The sequence below is a fragment of the Streptococcus sp. 27098_8_99 genome (assembly GCF_041431935.1).
In the GTDB taxonomy this organism is placed as follows: domain Bacteria; phylum Bacillota; class Bacilli; order Lactobacillales; family Streptococcaceae; genus Streptococcus; species Streptococcus parasanguinis_D.
The window spans coordinates 1-19725 of sequence record NZ_JAPVYQ010000019.1 but is presented as its reverse complement, the minus strand read 5'-3'; the positions used below and the strand labels follow the sequence as shown (position 1 = coordinate 19725).

The following is a 19725-nucleotide window of genomic DNA, read 5'->3' as shown; positions in this document are numbered from 1 at the left end:
CAGGTAAAGAGGGTGGGGCTTCCCCATCCTCCTTCTTTTACCTGTGAACTTTTCACCGTTTTTTGCTAGTTTCTCTAGCTATTTTATTTGGCCTTTTTGGCTCTTTTTTTCTGATCGTCCAGCACAGCACTGGCAAGGCCTGCCGCTAGGATTCCAGCAACGAGGCTTGCGACGCTTTCTTCCGTTCCTGTATTTGGTAATCTACCTTCGGAAACTGGAGCAGCTGAAACTGCTGGCGTTTGAGCTGTTTTCTCGACTTTCTTCACTACTGCATCTGTCCCTTCCTGACGTGTCGCTTTGACCTCAAGAGATGTTTGAGGAGTTGCGGTAGCTACTGGTCCTTCTGAGACATGAGGGCGCTCTGGGTTCGGAAGTGGCTGTGGTTCTGGGTTCGGAAGCGGTTGTGGTTGTGGCTCTGGTTGTGGCTCTAGTTGTGGAGTGTCTGGAAGTACTTCTTTCGTGCCCACCTCTGTGATTTCTGCCACTGGATCTAGCTCTACAAAGGCATCTAGTTCCTTCCGGCTTTCCACACCATTTTCTTGAGAAACTTCTACCAAGCGCAATTTGCGGCCTTTTTGACCTTCTTGAACCACACGTTTCTCACCTTTTGGAAGATCCGCATTTGGACGTTCTAAGCGTTCAAAGTCCATCTCTTCTGGCTCAATCACCAACTCTGGTTTGGTATGAACCAGATTCTTAACCCCTTCTTCAGGAATGGCTGAGCCTATAGGTGCTTTTGCGGAGAGAGAAAGTTGATATACTTTTTCGAGCTTGCCATCTTCTGAGACAACCTTGACAAGAACAGGGGCATTGGCACTTTTAGCATCCACGACCGTAACGGCTGTTCCATTCTTGCCTTGTGCTGAAACGATTGGGCGTTCTCCCTCATACTCTAGATGATAATCTGTCACATCTGGTTTAAAGCCTTCTAGGTCTTTGCCATTCACTTGGATCGTGACATCAGTTGTTGCCTGGGCCTCTTCTGTTGGAGCATAGGCGCTCAATTCAACGATTCCAATTCCTTTTAGATGTTCATCACGGACCATTCTTAAACGGATGGCTTTAGTTCTGGTTTCGTTGAAGCTGAGGTTAGAGATATAACCAGGTTCAAAGGCATAATCCAAGCTATACGGGATTTCTTCCCAGTTAGAGGCCTGGTTAAATGGATGATCTGGAAGATTCTTCAGATTGCCATAATCATCCGGAACATCAAAGTCTGGACCAATGTAGCGTTCAAGAACCGTTTTCGTTGGCAGACCGGTTTCCTGATCTGCAAAGAAGTCGACCGCTACTTTATTGATCAAACGCTCTGTTACTTGACCATTTTTCTTGAAGATGAGACCAGCAAAGGCTTCGGTTTGATCCGGTTCCCTCTTCCAGTTAGTCCAGCGATAGTATTCGTTGTAGCCACCATCGTTGATGTAATCGATATAGTCGATTTGATTTGGATCGAGATCGTTGGTTTCACTAGCAAATGCTCTGGTATCCTCTGCATTGTAGTCACGGTTCACAGAGAGGATTTCTCCTGTCTTTTCGGACACCCGGACGGTCAGCTGAGCTGTCAGATCATAGCCAATGACTTTTCCTTCCAGCGTGAAGCTACCTTCGTGAGAAAGCGCATCAGCTGGTAGAGGCTTCCAGTCCACCGTAAGTTCCTTGCGTTCATAGCCTGTATCCCCTTGGAAGTAGACACCTACGGTAGATGGTAGAACCAGATCTTGACCGACTTTCACAAAACGTCTGCCTGCTTCTACTGCTACTGGAACAGCTTGTTTCAGTTTTTCTGCATCGCTTGTGAGATGGAGGCGGTATTCTTGTAAGATGGTGCCATCTTCCGCTTTGTGGATGACACGGATTGGCTCACCTTCATGGACACTTGGCACAACCGTTGCAAGACCGTGATGGCTAGCTGTCGCTTCCACTTGTGGATAAGCCCGATCACGCGCATCGATGTAGTAATCGGTCACACTTGGGTTGACACCTGGCAATACATCGCCATTGACGCGAATGGTCAACTGGCTCTTTTCTTCTGCCGCAACCTTATTGGCAAAGATCTGAATCTCTGAAATAGAGCTTCCACGCTTACCTTCTGGCGTCTTCATACGGATACGAACAGCATAGGTGTCGACTTTATCAAAACTGAAATGATTCATCTTACCAGCTGCTACCGGTTCTTCAACGGTTAGGTTGCTGACTTCTTTCCAGTTAGCTGGATTGTTAAATGGATGGTCTGTTTCGTCTTTGACACGATTTGGATTGCTTGGAACTGTTGGGATTTGTTCCCCTGTATAGTACTCAATCACATATTCACTTGGAGCTCCAACGCCGTGGTCTTCGTGGAAACCAACATGGAGGTTATCCACTGCTCGCTTGGTCAAGATACCAGAATCCCCAAACAAGATACCGACAGAATCTTCCGCATTGTTACGACCCCAGTTGGTCCAACGGTTAGCTGGAGCATCGGTAAAGGAGATGACCTTGTCATTGACCTTAGCAACTGGATCTGCATCGTTAGAGTCACTTGCAAAAGCGAGTGGCAAGACAGATCCTGTCCATTGCTCTGCTACGTTGGCCCCCTTGACTGTGTTTGCGGAAACACGAATATGAAGACGTGTTGGAAGATCCGTTCCTTCTACACGACCGGCTAGGACAACTTCTCCTTCTTTGGCCAAGAGTTGCGGATCGACCGCATCCCAGGCCACCTTAGCAGTATAGGTCTTACCATTAGAGTGATAGGTCCGCACGCTTTCTGGAAGAGCTGGTTTTTCTCCGACTGGAGTGGTAGTGCTGACTTCTTCTACAGCGATAATGCCTTCAACCGTCACTTGAGCTTGGGCTTCTTTTTCCACACCCTCTACATGACCTGTGACTGTAAAGCTATGGTAATCCTTGACTTGATCTGCGGTTACAGCATCCCAGGTCACGCGTTTTTCTTTAGGGAATCCCTTGTCATACTCGACCAAGACGGTCTCTGGAAGAGCTGGCAAAACATTTCGATCGGTGCTGATTCGTACAGGACGCACCTTCACAACCGTTTTTTCTTCTGGATTTGGCGTGATGGTAAAGGTGACTTCTCCTGTTTGTCCTTGGAAGTTAGCTTCTAAATGAACCAATCCTGCTTCCCGCAATTCCAAACCTTTATTGGTTGCGACGGCTTTTCCTTGGCTACCAGCTCTTGTCTTCACATCGATTTGATCTGCTTTGAGACTTGCCTGGCTACCATCTTGGTAATGGGCAATGACTTCAAGTGGTACCGTTTGGTCTTCCTTGAGTTCCTGTCCTTCTGGCAGACGCAATTCTAGGCGCTCAATCTGTGGACTTTCTTCTTGGAATTGGACCACATAGGTCTGTACAGCTCCCGTATCCTGAGCAGTTACAAAGATTTGAGCTTTCAAACCATTTTCACGGTTAGCTTGTAGGACCGTCACTTGGGCATTTTCTGCACTTGCTGTGACTTGACCTGGCTCTTGACCATAAGCGAGGGAACGGAAAATAGTATGGTTGCCACTACCAAATTTTGGAAGAGCTACTCCATCTAGCTGAACCGTTGGTTTCTTAGCCTTGGCTACATCTCCTCCTGCAACCACTAGTGTCGCTTGGACCGTTTCCCCATTGCCTAGGAGCCCTGTCGCCTTCAAGCGTGCTCCTGGTGTGGACAACTGATCTTCTTGACCAGCTTCCAAGGTCCATTGATCGACCTCATAGTGAGCAGTGGTGCCATCAGTGAAGACTAATTGCACAGCCTTATCCACCGTTGCTAGATCTGCTCCCTGTGGGATTTGTTTGATGACTGGAAGGACTTGTTCCACGCCGATCACATCGACCAGAGCTTCGACCGTGCGTCCTTGAACATGTCCTGTCACACGGACTTGGCCTGCACGGCTATAGTCTGCCGCATCCCATTCAACGGCTTCTTCTTGGGCCTTGCCATCACTATAGACCACATTGACCTTACTTGGTAAGGTTGGTTTTTCTCCTAGATAAGCACTTTGTCGAACAGGTTCCACACCTAATACAGTGCGTTCTGCTTGGTCCTTCTTACCTGTAAAGAGGCTGACTTGGTCTGATTGCAAGCGGTCTGAGTCTGCATACAGAGTAAAGGCACCCGCTTGCTCAGTTGATTTGACAATCACAACCCCTTTGCCATTGAAGGCTTTGCGTTGCCATGAGCCATCTTCCTGCGCTTTGTAGCGTTCACGGCTGGCTTGTTCCCCATTATCGACACCGACAATTTGGCCTTGTCCATGCAAATGGAAATGCACCAAATTATTGGCAGTTGGCACGACACGACCTTCTTCATCGACGATTTCATAGGTAATATAGGTCAGATCCTTGCCGTCCGCTGCAATCGCGTGTTCTTCTTTCAACAAACGAACACCCGCAGGCTTGCCGGCTGTTTCGACTTGATCTTTCGCGATCACTTCTCCTGCTTCGTTGCGCGCAATAGCTTCCACTTTGCCAGGTACATAAGGGACCAACCACTCTAGATAGAGTTCATCCGGATTTGCCCCTTCTTGGTAGGTCCGGCCATCAGCTGTGGTCTTCTTGGTAAAGGTCTTCACTCCTTGTGATTCCCCATTGACAATCAGTTCCACACTGTGGGCATTGGAGAAGGTTCGAACAGGGATCCGTCCTTCTTCATCCATGACACGATTGGCTAATTCTGGATTGTCCCAGTTCCAATGTGGTAAGAGATGCACCATTGGATGTTTCTCAGCCGATACCCATTGACTTTGGTACAGGTAAAAATCATTCTTTGGAAGGCCGGCAGTATCGACAATACCGAAATAAGAACTTTTCACAGGTGTATCATTTTGGTTGTGCCATGGGGTTGGCTCACCGATATAGTCCGTACCAGTCCAGATAAATTGTCCTGCATAGCCGGCATGATCACGGTCAAAGGTCCAAGAGGCGGTCGCTGTCCGACCCCAACCAACCCGGTCATTGCCGTAGTCTGATTGTTCATAATGGCGGTCTTCTTGGTTGCTGCCGACCCATTCTCTTTCAGGGTGGTAGTAAGAGCCCCGTGTCCGCGTTGCAGAAGAGGTTTCTGAGCCATAAATGAGCCAGTTTGGATGTTTCGCCCGTAAGCTTTCATAGTTGGCCTCTGAATAGTTGAAACCAACCGCATCAAGCTCTGCTGCTACTTTTTCATGGCCTCCTGAACCATCGCCAAAGCGGAATTTATCAGCTCCCATGGTGACATAGCGGGTTGCATCCACGTCTTTGATGGTCTTGACCAACCGACGAACGGTTGCGACAGATTTGTCTGAACCATCTGCTTCACCAACTTCATTACCGATTGACCACATGACAATGGCTGGATTGTTCTTGCCCCGTTCTACCATGGTCCGTAGATCGTAATCGGACCAAGTATCCCCTTTCCGAGCTTCTGGGTGAGTGGCATCCTTTTCAAAGAAACGACCGTAATCGTATTGCTTCTTGCCACCATACCAGGTATCAAAAGCTTCTTCTTGGACCATCAAGCCCAACTCAGCAGCAATTTTTAAGGTTTGTTCACTCGCTGGGTTGTGAGTCGTCCGGATGGCATTGACTCCCATGTCCTTCATCTGTTTGAGACGACGGTATTCAGCCTTGTAATTTTCCTCAGCTCCAAGAGCCCCGTGGTCATGGTGAAGGGATACCCCGTGGAATTTCGTCGCCACCCCATTGAGGAAGAAGCCACCTTCTGGTGTCCAGTTCAGATAGCGATAACCAAAGCGTTCCTTTTGCACATCGACCAACTGCGAATCCCGATAGACACGCGTATACAAAGTATAGAGAGCTGGATGATCCGTTTTCACATCCCAGAGGGTTGGTTTTTCAACATGCAAGGTTTGAGAAAGGTTGATCTCTTGACCTGCTAAAACAGCTTGTGCTTCACTGCGCGTTTTTTCGCTCACCACTTGGCCATTTTGATCGACAATTTCATATTCCGCATAAATACTATGGGCTTGATCATCTTGGTTGACAATGCGGCTCTTCACCACCGTATCCACTGCCCCATTTTGCTGTTTTTCCAACTGAGGGGTCGTAATCGTAGTCCCATACTGCGCTAAATGAACCTTGTCCGTTACACTCAGCTTAACATCCCGGTAAATCCCGCTACCAGAATACCAACGGCTACTTGGTTGTTGATTGACCACATGAACGGCGATGGTATTCTCGCTTCCATCCGCATTCAAATAAGGAGTAATATCATAAGAAAAGGCATTGTAGCCATTTGGATAATGACCGACGAATTGTCCGTTTACATAGACTTTGGAATCCATATAAACCCCGCCAAATTCCAAGCGAACCTTCTTATCTAGATCCTTATCGTCCAAACGGAAGGTCTTACGATACCAAGCATCCCCACCGTTTAATTGCCCCCCTTCATTTTGAGCAGGAGAGTTGTGATCGAAATCAAAGAAAATAGACCAGTCATGAGGAAGATCTAATTTTTTCCAATCCTTGACATCCACTTGACGCCCTTCTGCACCAGGAGCTGCATTTAATTTAAAATACCAATCTTTATTAAAATCACGTTCTCGATCTTGCACAATATCCTCCGCTACACGATTTTGATCTGGAGCTGCTGTTTCTTCCGTTCCTGTAGCACGCTCAGATGAAGCTGAAACGGGCTTGCCTTCGCCTTGAGGCGCCGGCTTTTCCTCAGCTCTGGTAGGGGTGATGACAGCTGGAGCTTCTGAAACCCTTGCACCAGCTCCAGGAACTTCCGTTGCTGAATTTTCCGTCACAACACTTGGTGTCTCCATCGAAGTCGGCTCACTTTCGAGGGCTGGCTTTTCTTCCGCATGAACCCTTGAAAGACCCAAGGCAGAAATCCCAATCACAACAGAACAAGCTCCAACAGAGAGCTTACGAATACTAAAAACAGGACGCTTTTCAAAAAAAGACTTTCCCATAAAAACCTCCTCTTAGGATTAACTATTCAATTTGTAAGCGCTTTCTTACACCTGCGAACGCTTACAGAAAATCACATATTAACTATACCAAAAAAATAGGAGCGATAGGCCTCGATTTCGCTCCAACTATAGTTAGATTAAGAATTCCTTTAATTAGTGGAAATCTCCTATGAACCAAAAAAATAGAAGCCCACGGCTTCTATTTTTTTATGATCTTATAATCCTGGTTCTTGACCAAGTTCAGCAGCCACCATCCAAATGTTCTTTTCAAGTTCTGCTTTAGCCCCAACAAAGATATCGTTGGTTACATCGTCGCCTTCAGCATCGGTAACATCCAAAGCTTTTTGGTAAAGGCCATCAAGGTAATGGAAGATTTCAAGAACACGTGTCAAGCTTTCTTCTACATTTTTTGTAAATGTTCCACGGCGTTCTTCAATATTGCTGTGTTCCAAAAATTCAGTCATGCTAGAATAAGGAGTGCCACCTAGAGTGATCAAGCGTTCGCTCACTTCATCCAAGGTTGCATCCAAGCTGTCCATGTATTCATCCATTTTTGGATGCCAAACCATAAAGCCACGTCCACGCATATACCAGTGTACTTGGTGAAGGGCAATGTGAGCGACGTAGAGATCTGCTACGACTTGGTTCAAGAGGACTTTTGTTTCTGGAAGAGTTTCTTTATTAGATGGTGCAAAAGTTGCTACATCAGTAGCTGCTTCATGTTTCATAGTTGTCATGTTGTTTCTCCTTTTTATAATGATTCTAATTAACTATGTCTTTATTATATGCTTCCTCCACCAGAAAGTCAAGATAAAAGATTTAAAAAGATCATAGTTGTCAATTGAGAAAAGATACGATAGAATGTAAAAGACTAATCGAAAGGCATAACCAATGAAATATATCTTTACCTTCCTGATCTCCATGGTTCCCCTCGTTGAATTGCGCGGAGCCATCCCTTTTGCCATTGCAAATGGCATTCCACTATGGACAGCGCTTCTGATCGGAGTTATCGGAAATCTTCTCCCTGTTCCTCTGATCTTCTTTTTCGCCCGCCATATCCTCACTTGGGGCGCAAAAAAACCGATCATCGGAGGCTTTTTTAGCTGGTGTCTCAATAAGGGGCATAGAGGCGGACAGAAATTAGAAAAAACTGCAGGAGACAAGGGAATCTTCTGGGCCCTACTCCTATTCGTCGGCATTCCTTTACCAGGGACTGGTGCCTGGACCGGTGCCCTTGCAGCTTCTATCCTTGACTGGGACTTCAAACGCAGTAGCCTCGCAGTCATGCTCGGAGTAATTCTAGCCGGCCTCATCATGGGGACTCTTTCCCTGCTTCTAGGAATCGATACCTTCGCACATTAACCAAAAGACTGAAGCATCGACTTCAGTTTTTTCATACAAAAAAGAGGCTTCCGTTCCTCTAAGAGTATAGACAAACTGTTTTTTTACAAATCTAATAAATTCTATAAAACACAAAAAGTAACCAAAAATTTTTTTAGAGTTAATTATGTACTTTATTTAAGTGAAAACTAAAATTTTTTTCAATTATCCATAATCCAAAAAGGATAAACCATTTTCAGCTCCAAAATACACTTTAATCAAAAACCGACGTAAAAAATCCCTAGAGGACTGTTGTCTTCTAGGGATTTAGTGTATTCTTGAGCTATTTATTCAACAATTTGATTATATTACATGTGTCAAAAATATCTCTTTATTTTATTTTTTAGAACATGTAGTATGTATAAATTGCAATAATAGAAAGGATTAAGAAAATTAACAAGATAAAAATAATTATTTTTTTCATGATTTATTAATAATACTGACTCTTAGGATACAGTATACTCCTTTCTAGGAAGAATTCTTATTATCCCTATCTTTATTATAGGTCTACAGCAATTTATATTCAATTATTTATATGTGAAAGTAGTTTCAGAATTTGAACTTTAAATTTTTTATTATACATTGATTATCATTGAAAATAATGTACAAATTAATTTCTCAGATTAGAGGATATTATGTACTAGAAAACATACAAAATACCACTCCAGAATAATGTACAAAACAAAAATAAAGTACTCTCCTTAAAGAATGTACTTTATGCTTCTAATTCAGTTGTATCAATTGTTTAGCTCATGTTAAGTCAATTGTACATAAACTTTTAGTTTTAAAAAATTTATTTATTAGAATTACTCAGTCATCTACTAAAACTTTCCGCTGTGAGAAAAGTGCTAGAAACAATCATGTTTCTAGCACTCGGGAGTTTTGGAAGTAAAACAGTTCGGGGAACTGTTTTAGCATGAGCTTAAAATTTGAAAAGCGAATGGGTCCAAAACTAATTGAACACGGGCGGCGGATTGTGTCAAAAAGATAAGTTTTCCTAGAATCTAAAGATTCTTCGTTAAACTTCCTATTTTGACTTTATCCGCAGACGCCCTTTGTATCTTAATTAGTCATGGAACTTCTTTGAAGTTCGCTGACGTCCGTACTCACCTAAGGAAAGTTATTTAGATGACTTTATCTTACAAAAAAGAGGTTCCCATCGAAACCTCTTTTTTTGTATTCTTAGTTGTTAAGAGCCGCTGCCATTGTAGCTGCAACTTCTGATTCAAAGTCATTAGCTGCTTTTTCGATACCTTCACCAACTTCAAAGCGAGCAAACTCAACTACTGAAGCATTTACTGATTCAAGGTAAGCTTCCACTGTCTTGCTGTCATCCATGATGTAAACTTGTGCAAGAAGAGTGTAAGCTTGGTCAACTTTAGTGTTGTCAAGCATGAAGCGATCCATTTTACCTGGGATGATTTTATCCCAGATTTTTTCTGGTTTACCTTCAGCTACCAATTCAGCTTTGATATCTTCTTCAGCTTGAGCAACCACTTCGTCAGTCAATTGTGCTTTTGAACCGAATTTCAAGTGTGGAAGAGCTGGTTTACCAACCATTGCACGGCTTTCGTTATCTTGGTCGATGACGTGGTTCAATTGTGCCAATTCATCTTTCACGAATTGTTCATCCAATTCTTTGTATGAAAGAACAGTTGGTTTCATCGCAGCAATGTGCATTGAGATTTGTTTAGCAAGTGCTTCGTCTCCACCTTCGATCACAGAGATAACACCGATACGTCCACCGTTGTGTTGGTAAGCACCGAAGTGTTGTGCATCTGTTTTTTCAAGCAAGGCAAAACGACGGAATGAAATTTTTTCACCGATTGTAGCTGTTGCAGATACGTATGCAGCTTCAAGAGTTTCGCCTGAAGGCATTGTCAAAGCAAGAGCTTCTTCGTTGTTAGCTGGTTTACCTTCAGCGATGACTTTCGCTGTTGCGTTTACCAATTCAACGAATTGAGCGTTTTTCGCAACGAAGTCAGTTTCAGCGTTTACTTCAACTACTGCTGCAACGTTACCATTGACATAAACACCAGTCAAACCTTCAGCAGCAACACGGTCAGCTTTCTTAGCTGCTTTAGCCATACCTTTTTCGCGAAGCAATTCGATCGCTTTTTCGATATCACCTTCAACTTCAACCAATGCCTTTTTAGCGTCCATGACACCGGCACCAGATTTTTCACGCAATTCTTTTACAAGCTTAGCTGTAATTTCTGCCATTTTTGTTCTCCTATATTTTTTTAATAAAATAAGAGGGTCGGGCTGAGCCCTGCCCTCTTAGGTTCGTTACTTATTGAATGAATTAAGCGTTGTCGCCTTCTACAACTTCAACGATTTCTTCGATTGAATCAGCTTGACCTTCAGTAGCTGCCAATTCAGCTTCTACTGTAGCAACACTGTCTTCACCTTGACGTCCTTCGATAACAGCGTCAGCCATTTTCGCAGTGATCAATTTAACAGCGCGGATAGCGTCATCGTTCGCTGGGATGATAACATCGATATCATCTGGGTCAGTGTTTGTGTCGACCATCGCTACAACTGGGATACCCAATTTCTTAGCTTCTTTAACAGCGATTTGTTCTTTATGTGGATCCACAACGTACATTACGTCTGGGATACGAGGCATGTCTTCGATACCGCCCAAGAATTTTTCAAGACGAGCGCGTTGTTTGTTCAACAATGCAACTTCTTTCTTAGGAAGAACTTCAAAAGTTCCATCTTCTTCCATGCGTTTGATTTCTTTCAAACGAGCGATACGTTTTTGGATTGTTCCCCAGTTAGTAAGAGTTCCACCCAACCAACGATGGTTGATGAAGTATTGACCTGCACGAACAGCTTCTTCTGCAACAGCATCAGCAGCTTGTTTCTTAGTACCTACGAACAAGATCACTGCATCGTTTGCAGCTGCATCACGCATGAAGTCGTATGCTTGGTCTGCATATTTTACAGTTTGTTGCAAGTCGATCACGTGGATTCCGTTACGTTCTGTGAAGATGTACTTAGCCATCTTAGGGTTCCAGCGACGAGTTTGGTGACCGAAGTGTACACCAGCCTCAAGAAGTTGTTTCATTGAAATTACTGCCATGAGTAGTTTCTCCTTTTTTGTTTTTTTCTCCTCTCTCAGACGTCAACTTGCAGCACGACCACAAGGGCAACGGTGCCACAATGGATCCGAGATGAGTATTTGCTGTCTTAGACAACTCTATAAGTATAGCAGAAATCACTAGAATTCGCAAGCTATTTGAGAGATTTTTTCAGCATTCTCCATCTGCAATGATTTGAAGCAAAAAGTTTTTCTTGACCTATCTTTATTTTTAGGTTACAATATTATATGTTATGGCGGTATAGCCAAGTGGTAAGGCACGGCTCTGCAAAAGCTTGATCGTCGGTTCAAATCCGTCTACCGCCTTGATAATAAAATTTTTTATCATCTTTTATCTTTTAAAAATTCCCCTAGCAATAGGGGGGTTTTTTGTTGCCATTTGCTCCATTCCTTGATTATTGATATAATAAAACCTCGCCTGATCGGCGAAGCACATTAGAAAGGGTATTTATGAAAAACATTCGTTTCTTTACGATCGGCCTTCTTTCACTAGTGACACTAGCCGCTTGCTCTCCTGCCAATTCTGCGCAACCAGCAAAAACAGCTTCTAGTTCTAGAAAACCGATCAAACAATCTTCTACCAAAACATCATCTAGTAAATCGTCGAGCACCTCTTCAGACAGCAGTAGCTCAGATGATTTTTCAGGCCGTTTCAGCTTGGATCCAGATGATGGCGCATCTCTCCAATATGTGCCAGGAGCTGCATCCATTCCTGAGATTGAAAAGCTCAAGAACCTCCACCCTACCACCGGTTTTGTATTAAGAACCGAAGATGGACAAGAGGTTGGTGGGCCAAAAGAAAGAAGCAGTTACGATGACGTAGTTGCAGCCTTTGGTCAACCCGTAAGTAGTACAGACAGTGCGAATCCTGGCGATGGGGTCAATGTTTGGGCAACAGACAATGGCGATATCATGGCTTTCTTCCGCAATAATGTGTTAACAGATATCACCTTCCGACTAAGAGGGGGCGATGCCAACCACCAGTCTACTGGCAGCATTTCCAAATCCGATACACCAAAAACGGCCCTCGAACGTCTCGGAAAACCCTATGCCATTATGCGTTCAGAAAATGGGACCAGCTATGTCTATAAAGATAGCAACGGGGACGAATCTAGCTTCTCTACACAAGGAAACAAGATCTTCAATGTTACGTCTGCTGCAGAAACCAAGCAGTTAAAAAAGATCACTGGCCTAGATAAAAATCAATAATAAGCAATCAAAAGAGGCTGGGACAAAAGTCCTAGCCTCTCAATTATTTTTGGATTGTCAAGCAAGACGCAGTGGTTGAGTGGGCTCTACTACGCTGATTTCATCAGCTTTTACAGCCCTACTCAACTGTGCGGAGGTAGGACGACGAAATCGAATTCTAACGAATTACCGATTTCTGTCCCACTCTCTCTTTCTTACAATTCTGCAATTTGGTTCAAATTCACTTCTGCAACTGTATCGTTACCGAACATAGAAATGACCATTTTCACCTTGTTGTTATCAATTTCAGTGATCTTACCAGTATAGTCTGTGAAGGCACCGTCGATGATGCGAACTGTGTCGCCCACCTTGACATCCAAATCAAACTCTTGAACAGTTTGACCCATAGAGAGCAAGATGCTGCGGATTTCTTCTTCCAACAATGGAGTTGGTTTTGAACGGTTCCCGTGTGATCCGACGAAACCAGTAACGTTCGGTGTATTCCGAACGACAAACCAAGCTTCATCTGTCATGACCATTTCTACCAAGACATAACCTGGGAAGCGGTTTTCTTCGATTTCTTTTGTTTTACCGTTTTTCTCAACTTGTACGGTTTGAGTTGGAATCTCTACACGCAAGATGTTTTCTAACATATTGTAAGTTTGCGCACGTTGCAAAAGATTCTCTTTTACCTTGTTTTCATATCCTGAGTAGGTTTGTAGTACAAACCAGCCTTTATCAAAACTGTCCATTTGGGTATCCTTTCTTTCTGTTTAGCCTGCTCGAGCTTTTGTGAACATACTAAAAAAAGCCTCTTGGCTTTCCTTTTCCTAGCTTCATTATACCACATTTTGCAGGAATGCAAAGAGGTTTGCTGATTTATTTTTTAGAAAAGACCAGAAAAAGCAGGACCCTTGGGATCCCGCCTGGCTTCTTTTCTTAAAAGAAATTGATCATGTGCAATAGGCCGCGTGCAATGACTTTGTCGAACAAATAAATCAATGCTACAAAGAAAGCGGTGTACTCAATCACTGAGATAAAGTTTTTCCATCTTTCCTTGCGATTTGGCCAAGTTGTATCTTTTAGTAAGACGAAAATATCTTTAATGAATTTCACAACTCTCTCCTATCGTGTTTCTTTATGGATGGTATACTTGCTGCAATGCTTGCAGAATTTATTGACTTCTAGACGTGTTGGTTTTGGCGTCCCACTCAACTTAATGGAGTAATTGCGTGACCCACAAACCGTACACGCTAGACTTGCTTTTTTTAATGCCATAACGCCTCCGTTCACCCCATTATAGCAAGTTTTCCACGTTTTGACAAGAATAGAAAATCTAGTGTCCAGAAAAAAGCAAATCTAAAGTGTTATCCCACTGGTTTTCTCCTCATTTTTGGTAAAATAAAACAAAAGGAGACGAATATGAAAAGTGATAACCTAAAAGAAAGTAGAAATATCGAAGACCGCAGGGGGCAAAGCTACTCCCAATCTTCAGGCAACAGTAACCTTGGCGGGGGCATTTTACAAATTTTGCTATCGCCTGGTAGCTTCAAGAGTAAGATCGTCCTCATCCTTCTTCTGGTTCTTCTAGGAGGTGGTGGTGCTAGCCTTGGGGGTCTATTTGGAAATGGGACTTCTTCTCAACCTTACCAGTCCACCCAAGTCACGCGCACCAACAAGACCCATGTCGACGATGCAGATGCTGAGTTCGTCAGCAAAGTCCTTGGGACAACAGAAGATCATTGGCACAAGGTCTTTCAAGCTGAAGGACGGACCTACCAGGAGCCCAAACTAGTCTTCTATACCGGACGGACAAAGACAGGCTGTGGGGTTGGGCAAGCATCGGCTGGTCCCTTCTACTGTCCAACCGACAAAAAGATTTATTTGGATATGAGCTTCTACAAAGAATTAACAACCAAATACAAGGCAAGTGGGGACTTTGCCATGGCTTACGTGATTGCCCACGAAGTCGGCCACCACGTACAAAACGAGCTGGGAATCCTTGGCAAATACCATCGGATGCAACAAGGTCTTTCTGAAAAGGAACGAAATGCCATCAGCGTCCGCATTGAGCTACAAGCAGATTATCTAGCCGGCGTCTGGGCCCGCTCCATTCAAGACCGAAATCTTCTAGATATCGGCGATATCGAAGAAGCTATGAATGCGGCTCATGCAGTCGGCGACGACACTCTCCAGGAGCAAGCTTACGGCTACTCGGTACCAGATAGCTTTACCCACGGAACTTCGGAACAGCGCATGCGCTGGTTCAAACGGGGCTACCAGTATGGAGATTTGCAACACGGCGATACCTTTAGCTTGTCAGATAGTGAACTTTAAACAAAGGTCTATTCAGAAATCCTTCTGAATAGATCTTTTAGAATATAGACAAATTGCATTTTACATAAAACAACTTAAGTGATGTTGAAAAATTAAAATAATTAATACTATTAGGATCATTTCAACAGAAACTTTCCGCCGTGAGAAAAGTTTCTAAGAAGACTTTGTCTTCAATCTGCAAAAAAAGATTCAGAAATTCCTCTGAATCGTTTTTTGATTAGAAACCAAGCCAGCCTTTGAAGGTATCCCAAGCGTTTTTCGCTTTTCCTGGGATATCGGCCTCGTCGATTGCTTTTTTCGCATCATCGACCATATTCGACGCCTTTTCTTTGACATCCTCAAAGAAACCTTTGTCTTCTTTGCTATCTGTTTCTGTCGTTTCTTCTCCGACTGGCGCAATGCCATTTTCAGCATAAGAGTTCTTCACCGAGTCAAACTGGGTACCGTCTGTATAAGGCAGAACACTGTTGGCAACATTGCGGAAGATCTCAGATGCCGTTCCAGCACTACTGTCCGTCAGGTAGTGATTTTCATCGGTCGTTGGGAAACCAAGCCACTGACTGATGACCACATCTGGCGTGTAGCCGATCACCCATTGGTCTCCAGAGAGGTCCTTGTTAAAGCTGGTCTCTGTCGTACCGGTTTTCCCTGCCATGGTATAGCCATAAGGCGCAGCGTTAACCCCTGTACCATTACTAAAGGTTCCCAACATCATATTGGTCATCTTATCTGTCGTTGAACCACTAAGCACTCGGGTTGATTTCTGGCTGTGGCTCTTGACCACTTGGCCACTTGCATTTTCGATCTTGGTAATGAGGTGAGCATCATTCATGACCCCGCCGTTAGCAAAGGTTCCATAGGCCTGAGCCATCTGCATCGGATTGGTTGTCACACCAGCTCCCAAGGCAACGGCAAGCGACTTGTCCACCTTGTCCATGTTGAGTCCGAATTTTTTCCCGTATTCAAAGACCGTATCGAGACCCAAATCATTAGCGGTCGCTACAGCTGGAAGGTTAAGGGATTCTGCCAAGGCCTGGTACATCGGTACCGTTGGGCTCGACTGGATTCCCGCATAGTTATTAACCTCATAGCTTCCATATTGGGTGGTACTATTGTCCAATTCCTTATTGGTCGACCAACCTTCAGCAACAGCTGGGCTATAGACAACCAAAGGTTTGATGGTTGATCCTGGACTACGGGCAGCCTGGGTAGCGTAGTTGTAGGTACGGAAACCTGGATTTTGATCGCTTCCGACACGCCCTACGAGGGCCCGAACCCCTCCGGTTTTAGGATCGAGGGCGACACTACCAGACTCCGCGCGCGTGCCGTCTTCCGCGACTGGGAAGAGGGCCGTATTGTCATAGATCACCTGCATGCTTGCTTGGTAATTTTGATCCAGCTCTGTGTAGATCCGGTAGCCATTTTTGACAATGTCTTCTTCGGTCAGGCCATATTCATTGACCGCTTCATTGATGACCGCATCAAAATAGGATGGGTAGCGGTAATCCTCCAACTTGCCTTCATAGGCATCGACCAGCTGACCATGGATATCGACAGCAGCCGACTGATCAGCCGTTTTCTGGTCAATATAACCAGCCGCCACCATATTTTGGAGAACCGTATTGCGGCGATTGGTCGCATTCTCTACTGAATAGAGCGGGTTATAGATCTCAGGTCCCTTGAGCATCCCGGCAAGTACCGCAGACTGATCCAAGCTTAATTGACTGGCTGAAACCCCAAAATACTTCTTGGATGCATCCTCAATTCCCCAAACCCCATTTCCAAAATAGGCATTGTTGAGGTACATGGTGAGGATTTCTTTTTTACTGTATTTCTTATTGATTTCAAGCGCTAGGAAAAATTCCTTGGCCTTACGCTCCACCGTCTGATCCTGAGACAGGTAAGCATTCTTGGCTAACTGCTGGGTGATGGTTGACCCACCACCTGAGCGACCCAGGGTCAAAATCGCTAAGAAGAAGCGACCATAGTTGATCCCGCTATTCTTGTAAAAGCTCCGGTCCTCTGTTGCGACCACGGCATTTTGCAGATTCTCACTAATGGCATCGAGTTCGACATAGGTTCCTTTTTGCCCGGTCAAACTTCCCGCCTGGTCCCCATTCTTATCATAGATAATGGTAGTCGCCTTCAGTGCATTCTGCAAATCCTTGACGTTGGTCGTCTTAGCAAGGTAGAAGAGATAGCCCCCTGTCAAGAGACTAAAGCCTAGCCCAATGATCAGGAGAATCTTGGTCAAATGGAATCGGCGCCAAAAACGACGGAAGGGGTGCTGAGAGAGAGGCTTGCTTCTGTGCTTGCCTGAGCGACTATAAGTTGGCTCCACTGTCTCTTCCGGCAATTCCGTGTCGGGCACTTCTTCTGCCACCGCTTTGGGCGGATGATCCTTTCTAAAAAAAGTGATCAGGTTTTCAAATAATTCTTTCATTCTATTCATACCTGTTATTGTAACACCTTATCCTTGTCCTAGCAAGAAAAGATAGCTCCTCGCTATTTCTCATTTAGTTTTCTTTAAGCTTAGATTTTGCTACAATAGGGTCATGAACTATCAATTTACCATTCCACAATCCTTTCCCCAAATGACTGTGAAAGAGCTCCTTGAAGACTACTTCCTCATCCCCCGTAAGATCCGGCATTTTTTACGGGTCAAAAAACACGTCTTGGTGAATGGAGAGACCATCAACTGGCAGAGCCCCGTTCAAAAAGGGGATCAGATCCAACTGATCTTTGACGCAGACGATTACCCTGAAAAAGCGCTCCTAGAAGGAGATCCGAGTCTGGTCGAAGAACTCTATCAGGATGAGCACGTCATCATCGTCAATAAGCCCGAAGGCATGAAAACCCATGCCAACGAACCGATGGAAATTGCTCTTCTCAACCATGTTTCCAGCTATGTTGGATCCACCTGCTACGTCGTGCACCGCCTAGACAAGGAAACCAGCGGAGCGATTCTATTTGCCAAGAATCCTTTTATCCTGCCTATTCTCAACCGCATTTTGGAAGATAAAAAAATCCAACGCGAATACTGGGCCTTGATCCAAGGAAGTTTAGCGCAAAAGACCATCATCTACAAGGATAAAATCGGACGTGATCGCCATGATCGGCGCAAGCGCCTGGTCGATCCACGCAAGGGGCAGTACGCAGAAACCCAGGTGACGCAACTGAAAAAAATCGGGCGCAACAGCCTGGTCAAATGCCAGCTCAAGACGGGCCGTACCCATCAGATCCGCGTTCATCTCTCCCATCATGGGCACCCGATTGTCGGGGATCCTCTCTACAATCCTGCGCGTAGAGAGCGACTCATGCTCCATGCCCATCGCTTGACCTTCACCAATCCATTAACGCTTGAAACCATACAAGTTGAGGCGCCTTCCAAGAGTTTTGAAGAAGGGTTGAAAGATTGAAAAAAGAAGCCTATGGCTTCTTTTCTTTGTTATCGATAGCGAGGACTTGCAAATCCACGAATATTGCCATGTCCGATCCGATAGGTATTACGACGAACTTGGTTTCCAGAGTTTCCTTCAATGGTATGAATGATCCCATTTGAGACACTCTCGACAATTCCGATGTGATCCGCGAAACCATTATTTGGCTGACTATCTTGATCCCAGTTAAAGGTGATGATATCCCCTGCTTTTGGTGTAGAAGCACCATTTTCATTCCAAATGCCCAAGCGTTTGAAGATCTGAATGTGACGTTCGACTCCACATTCACGGCCAATCAAACCACTCAAACCTTCCCGCTGAAAAATTGTTGTGACAAAGACGTCACACCAGTCATCAGAATTTTTCACAGCGTATCCAACTGGTAGGGGACGTACGCTATTGTAATCATTGACCAATTGATGATGAGCCGCACTTCCGCCACGAACACCGACAAGACTTGCTGCAGCTCGTAAAATACGATCTCGTTGCCCATTAGAAACACGAGGGTTGTACGCTGTTTGGTCAGCCGTCACACGAGGTGAAAGAGCTGTTTGGCCAAGGTTAAAGCCTTCCACTCCACCATCCACATAGTCCACATAGACGTGAGTTGTGTAGTTCCCTTTCTGGTATTGGTGATTTGCTGCAGAAACCTGGACTTCTGTGTGCATACCATAAGGTGCTGTTGCATACCAGTAGAGATTTTCTTGATGAGCTTGAGACCAAGCAGCAACACGAATATTCTTAATTTGACGCCCTTGAGGTGCTTGATCAACCACTACTGTATAAGTACCGTTATTCGAATTCACATCCTTGATGTAGGCCTGTGTCTTAATCTTTGCATTACGGAATTCAACTTCTGTACTAGTACCACCAACACCGATTAGTGAACCATCATTCTGAATGTAGTATAGGTGAATAAAGTACTTCCCAGTGGAATTTTTATGGTCACTAGCCTTCACAGATACCTTGTAATCTCCGTTCGCTTGGCGTGTTGCTTCATACCAGCGAATATCATCTTGGCCATCCTTATCAGACCAAGTAGGAACTTGCACAGTCTGCACCCCTTTAGGACTGTAGACATCCTTGATGATGACGTCAAAAGTACCTGTATCCTTGTTGTTGTTTTGAATTAGGATCGTGCCAGAAAGACGGGCTTGACGCACTTCTGTCGTAGTTTCTGTAATATAGCTTCGTTGGTTATTTTGATCTACATAATAAACATGGACATGGTATTTACCATCTTCATTTTTATGGTCTGAGGCTTTGATAGTTGCTCGGTAGCTGCCATCACTTTGACGGACTGCTTTGTGCCATACTAGATCATCTTGCCAGTTCTTGTCGGACCAAGTTGGGATCAAGACTTCTT

At 44.5% G+C, this 19725-nt stretch carries 13 protein-coding genes and 1 tRNA gene; 5 read left to right on the top strand and 9 right to left on the bottom strand.

Translation table 11 applies throughout. The annotated features are described in order from the left end of the window. Positions 1-83: 83 nt before the first annotated feature. Positions 84-6908 (bottom strand): Ig-like domain-containing protein, encoded by a 6825-nt coding sequence (locus tag O3605_RS09565; protein WP_371586041.1) that lies wholly within the window; start codon positions 6906-6908, stop codon positions 84-86. A 215-nt stretch (positions 6909-7123) separates the two neighbouring features. Then, the gene (locus O3605_RS09560; protein ID WP_049498186.1) at positions 7124-7645 is read right to left on the bottom strand and encodes a Dps family protein; all 522 of its coding nucleotides are present in this window, start codon (positions 7643-7645) and stop codon (positions 7124-7126) included. Positions 7646-7799: 154 nt separating this feature from the next. On the opposite strand from O3605_RS09560, the gene O3605_RS09555 reads away from it, so the two are divergent. Next, a complete protein-coding gene (locus O3605_RS09555) occupies positions 7800-8270 on the top strand; it encodes a COG2426 family protein (protein ID WP_049492554.1) in 471 nt (156 codons plus the stop codon). Between the two features lie 1200 nt (positions 8271-9470). Here the strand turns inward: O3605_RS09555 and tsf are convergent. Further along, a complete protein-coding gene (gene tsf / locus O3605_RS09550; protein ID WP_371586040.1) occupies positions 9471-10511 on the bottom strand; it encodes a translation elongation factor Ts in 1041 nt (346 codons plus the stop codon). Positions 10512-10593: 82 nt separating this feature from the next. Beyond that, a complete protein-coding gene (rpsB, locus tag O3605_RS09545) occupies positions 10594-11376 on the bottom strand; it encodes a 30S ribosomal protein S2 (RefSeq protein ID WP_003002189.1) in 783 nt (260 codons plus the stop codon). 253 nt (positions 11377-11629) lie between these two features. Between rpsB and O3605_RS09540 the strand changes: the two genes are divergently transcribed. After that, a tRNA-Cys gene (locus O3605_RS09540) sits at positions 11630-11700 on the top strand. Between the two features lie 144 nt (positions 11701-11844). Further along, on the top strand, positions 11845-12603 hold the full coding sequence (locus tag O3605_RS09535) for a hypothetical protein (protein WP_371586037.1): 759 nt from the start codon (positions 11845-11847) through the stop codon (positions 12601-12603). Between the two features lie 194 nt (positions 12604-12797). On the opposite strand, the gene nusG is transcribed toward O3605_RS09535, so the two are convergent. The 3 genes from nusG to rpmG all read right to left on the bottom strand — a co-directional run bounded on the left by nusG (position 12798) and on the right by rpmG (position 13860). Continuing rightward, positions 12798-13334, bottom strand: a complete 537-nt coding sequence (gene nusG, locus O3605_RS09530; RefSeq protein WP_003002077.1) for a transcription termination/antitermination protein NusG — start codon at positions 13332-13334, stop codon at positions 12798-12800. A 187-nt stretch (positions 13335-13521) separates the two neighbouring features. Further along, complete coding sequence (gene secE / locus O3605_RS09525) at positions 13522-13698, bottom strand: preprotein translocase subunit SecE (RefSeq protein WP_003002261.1); 177 nt, start codon at positions 13696-13698, stop codon at positions 13522-13524. A 9-nt stretch (positions 13699-13707) separates the two neighbouring features. Then, complete coding sequence (gene rpmG / locus O3605_RS09520) at positions 13708-13860, bottom strand: 50S ribosomal protein L33 (protein ID WP_003009043.1); 153 nt, start codon at positions 13858-13860, stop codon at positions 13708-13710. A gap of 144 nt (positions 13861-14004) precedes the next feature. On the opposite strand from rpmG, the gene ypfJ reads away from it, so the two are divergent. Further along, complete coding sequence (ypfJ, locus tag O3605_RS09515) at positions 14005-14919, top strand: KPN_02809 family neutral zinc metallopeptidase (protein WP_247926104.1); 915 nt, start codon at positions 14005-14007, stop codon at positions 14917-14919. 217 nt (positions 14920-15136) lie between these two features. Here the strand turns inward: ypfJ and pbp2a are convergent, their stop codons facing one another. Further along, entirely contained in the window at positions 15137-17371 is a 2235-nt protein-coding gene (pbp2a, locus tag O3605_RS09510) for a penicillin-binding protein PBP2A (RefSeq protein WP_371586036.1), read from the bottom strand. A gap of 103 nt (positions 17372-17474) precedes the next feature. On the opposite strand from pbp2a, the gene O3605_RS09505 reads away from it, so the two are divergent. Then, a complete protein-coding gene (locus O3605_RS09505) occupies positions 17475-18338 on the top strand; it encodes an RluA family pseudouridine synthase (RefSeq protein WP_371586034.1) in 864 nt (287 codons plus the stop codon). A 29-nt stretch (positions 18339-18367) separates the two neighbouring features. Here the strand turns inward: O3605_RS09505 and O3605_RS09500 are convergent. Further along, the coding region (locus tag O3605_RS09500) for a GBS Bsp-like repeat-containing protein (protein ID WP_371586032.1) at positions 18368-19725 on the bottom strand (1358 nt) is incomplete at its 5' end.

Excerpts from the sequence above, each read along its gene's own strand:
- pbp2a (WP_371586036.1), bottom strand. The coding sequence starts at position 17,371 with ATGAATAGAATGAAAGAATTATTTGAAAACCTGATCACTTTTTTTAGA.
- O3605_RS09565 (WP_371586041.1), bottom strand. The coding sequence starts at position 6,908 with ATGGGAAAGTCTTTTTTTGAAAAGCGTCCTGTTTTTAGTATTCGTAAG.
- tsf (WP_371586040.1), bottom strand. The coding sequence starts at position 10,511 with ATGGCAGAAATTACAGCTAAGCTTGTAAAAGAATTGCGTGAAAAATCT.
- O3605_RS09535 (WP_371586037.1), top strand. The coding sequence starts at position 11,845 with ATGAAAAACATTCGTTTCTTTACGATCGGCCTTCTTTCACTAGTGACA.
- O3605_RS09555 (WP_049492554.1), top strand. The coding sequence starts at position 7,800 with ATGAAATATATCTTTACCTTCCTGATCTCCATGGTTCCCCTCGTTGAA.
- O3605_RS09505 (WP_371586034.1), top strand. The coding sequence starts at position 17,475 with ATGAACTATCAATTTACCATTCCACAATCCTTTCCCCAAATGACTGTG.
- O3605_RS09560 (WP_049498186.1), bottom strand. The coding sequence starts at position 7,645 with ATGACAACTATGAAACATGAAGCAGCTACTGATGTAGCAACTTTTGCA.
- nusG (WP_003002077.1), bottom strand. The coding sequence starts at position 13,334 with ATGGACAGTTTTGATAAAGGCTGGTTTGTACTACAAACCTACTCAGGA.
- rpsB (WP_003002189.1), bottom strand. The coding sequence starts at position 11,376 with ATGGCAGTAATTTCAATGAAACAACTTCTTGAGGCTGGTGTACACTTC.
- ypfJ (WP_247926104.1), top strand. The coding sequence starts at position 14,005 with ATGAAAAGTGATAACCTAAAAGAAAGTAGAAATATCGAAGACCGCAGG.
- rpmG (WP_003009043.1), bottom strand. The coding sequence starts at position 13,860 with ATGGCATTAAAAAAAGCAAGTCTAGCGTGTACGGTTTGTGGGTCACGC.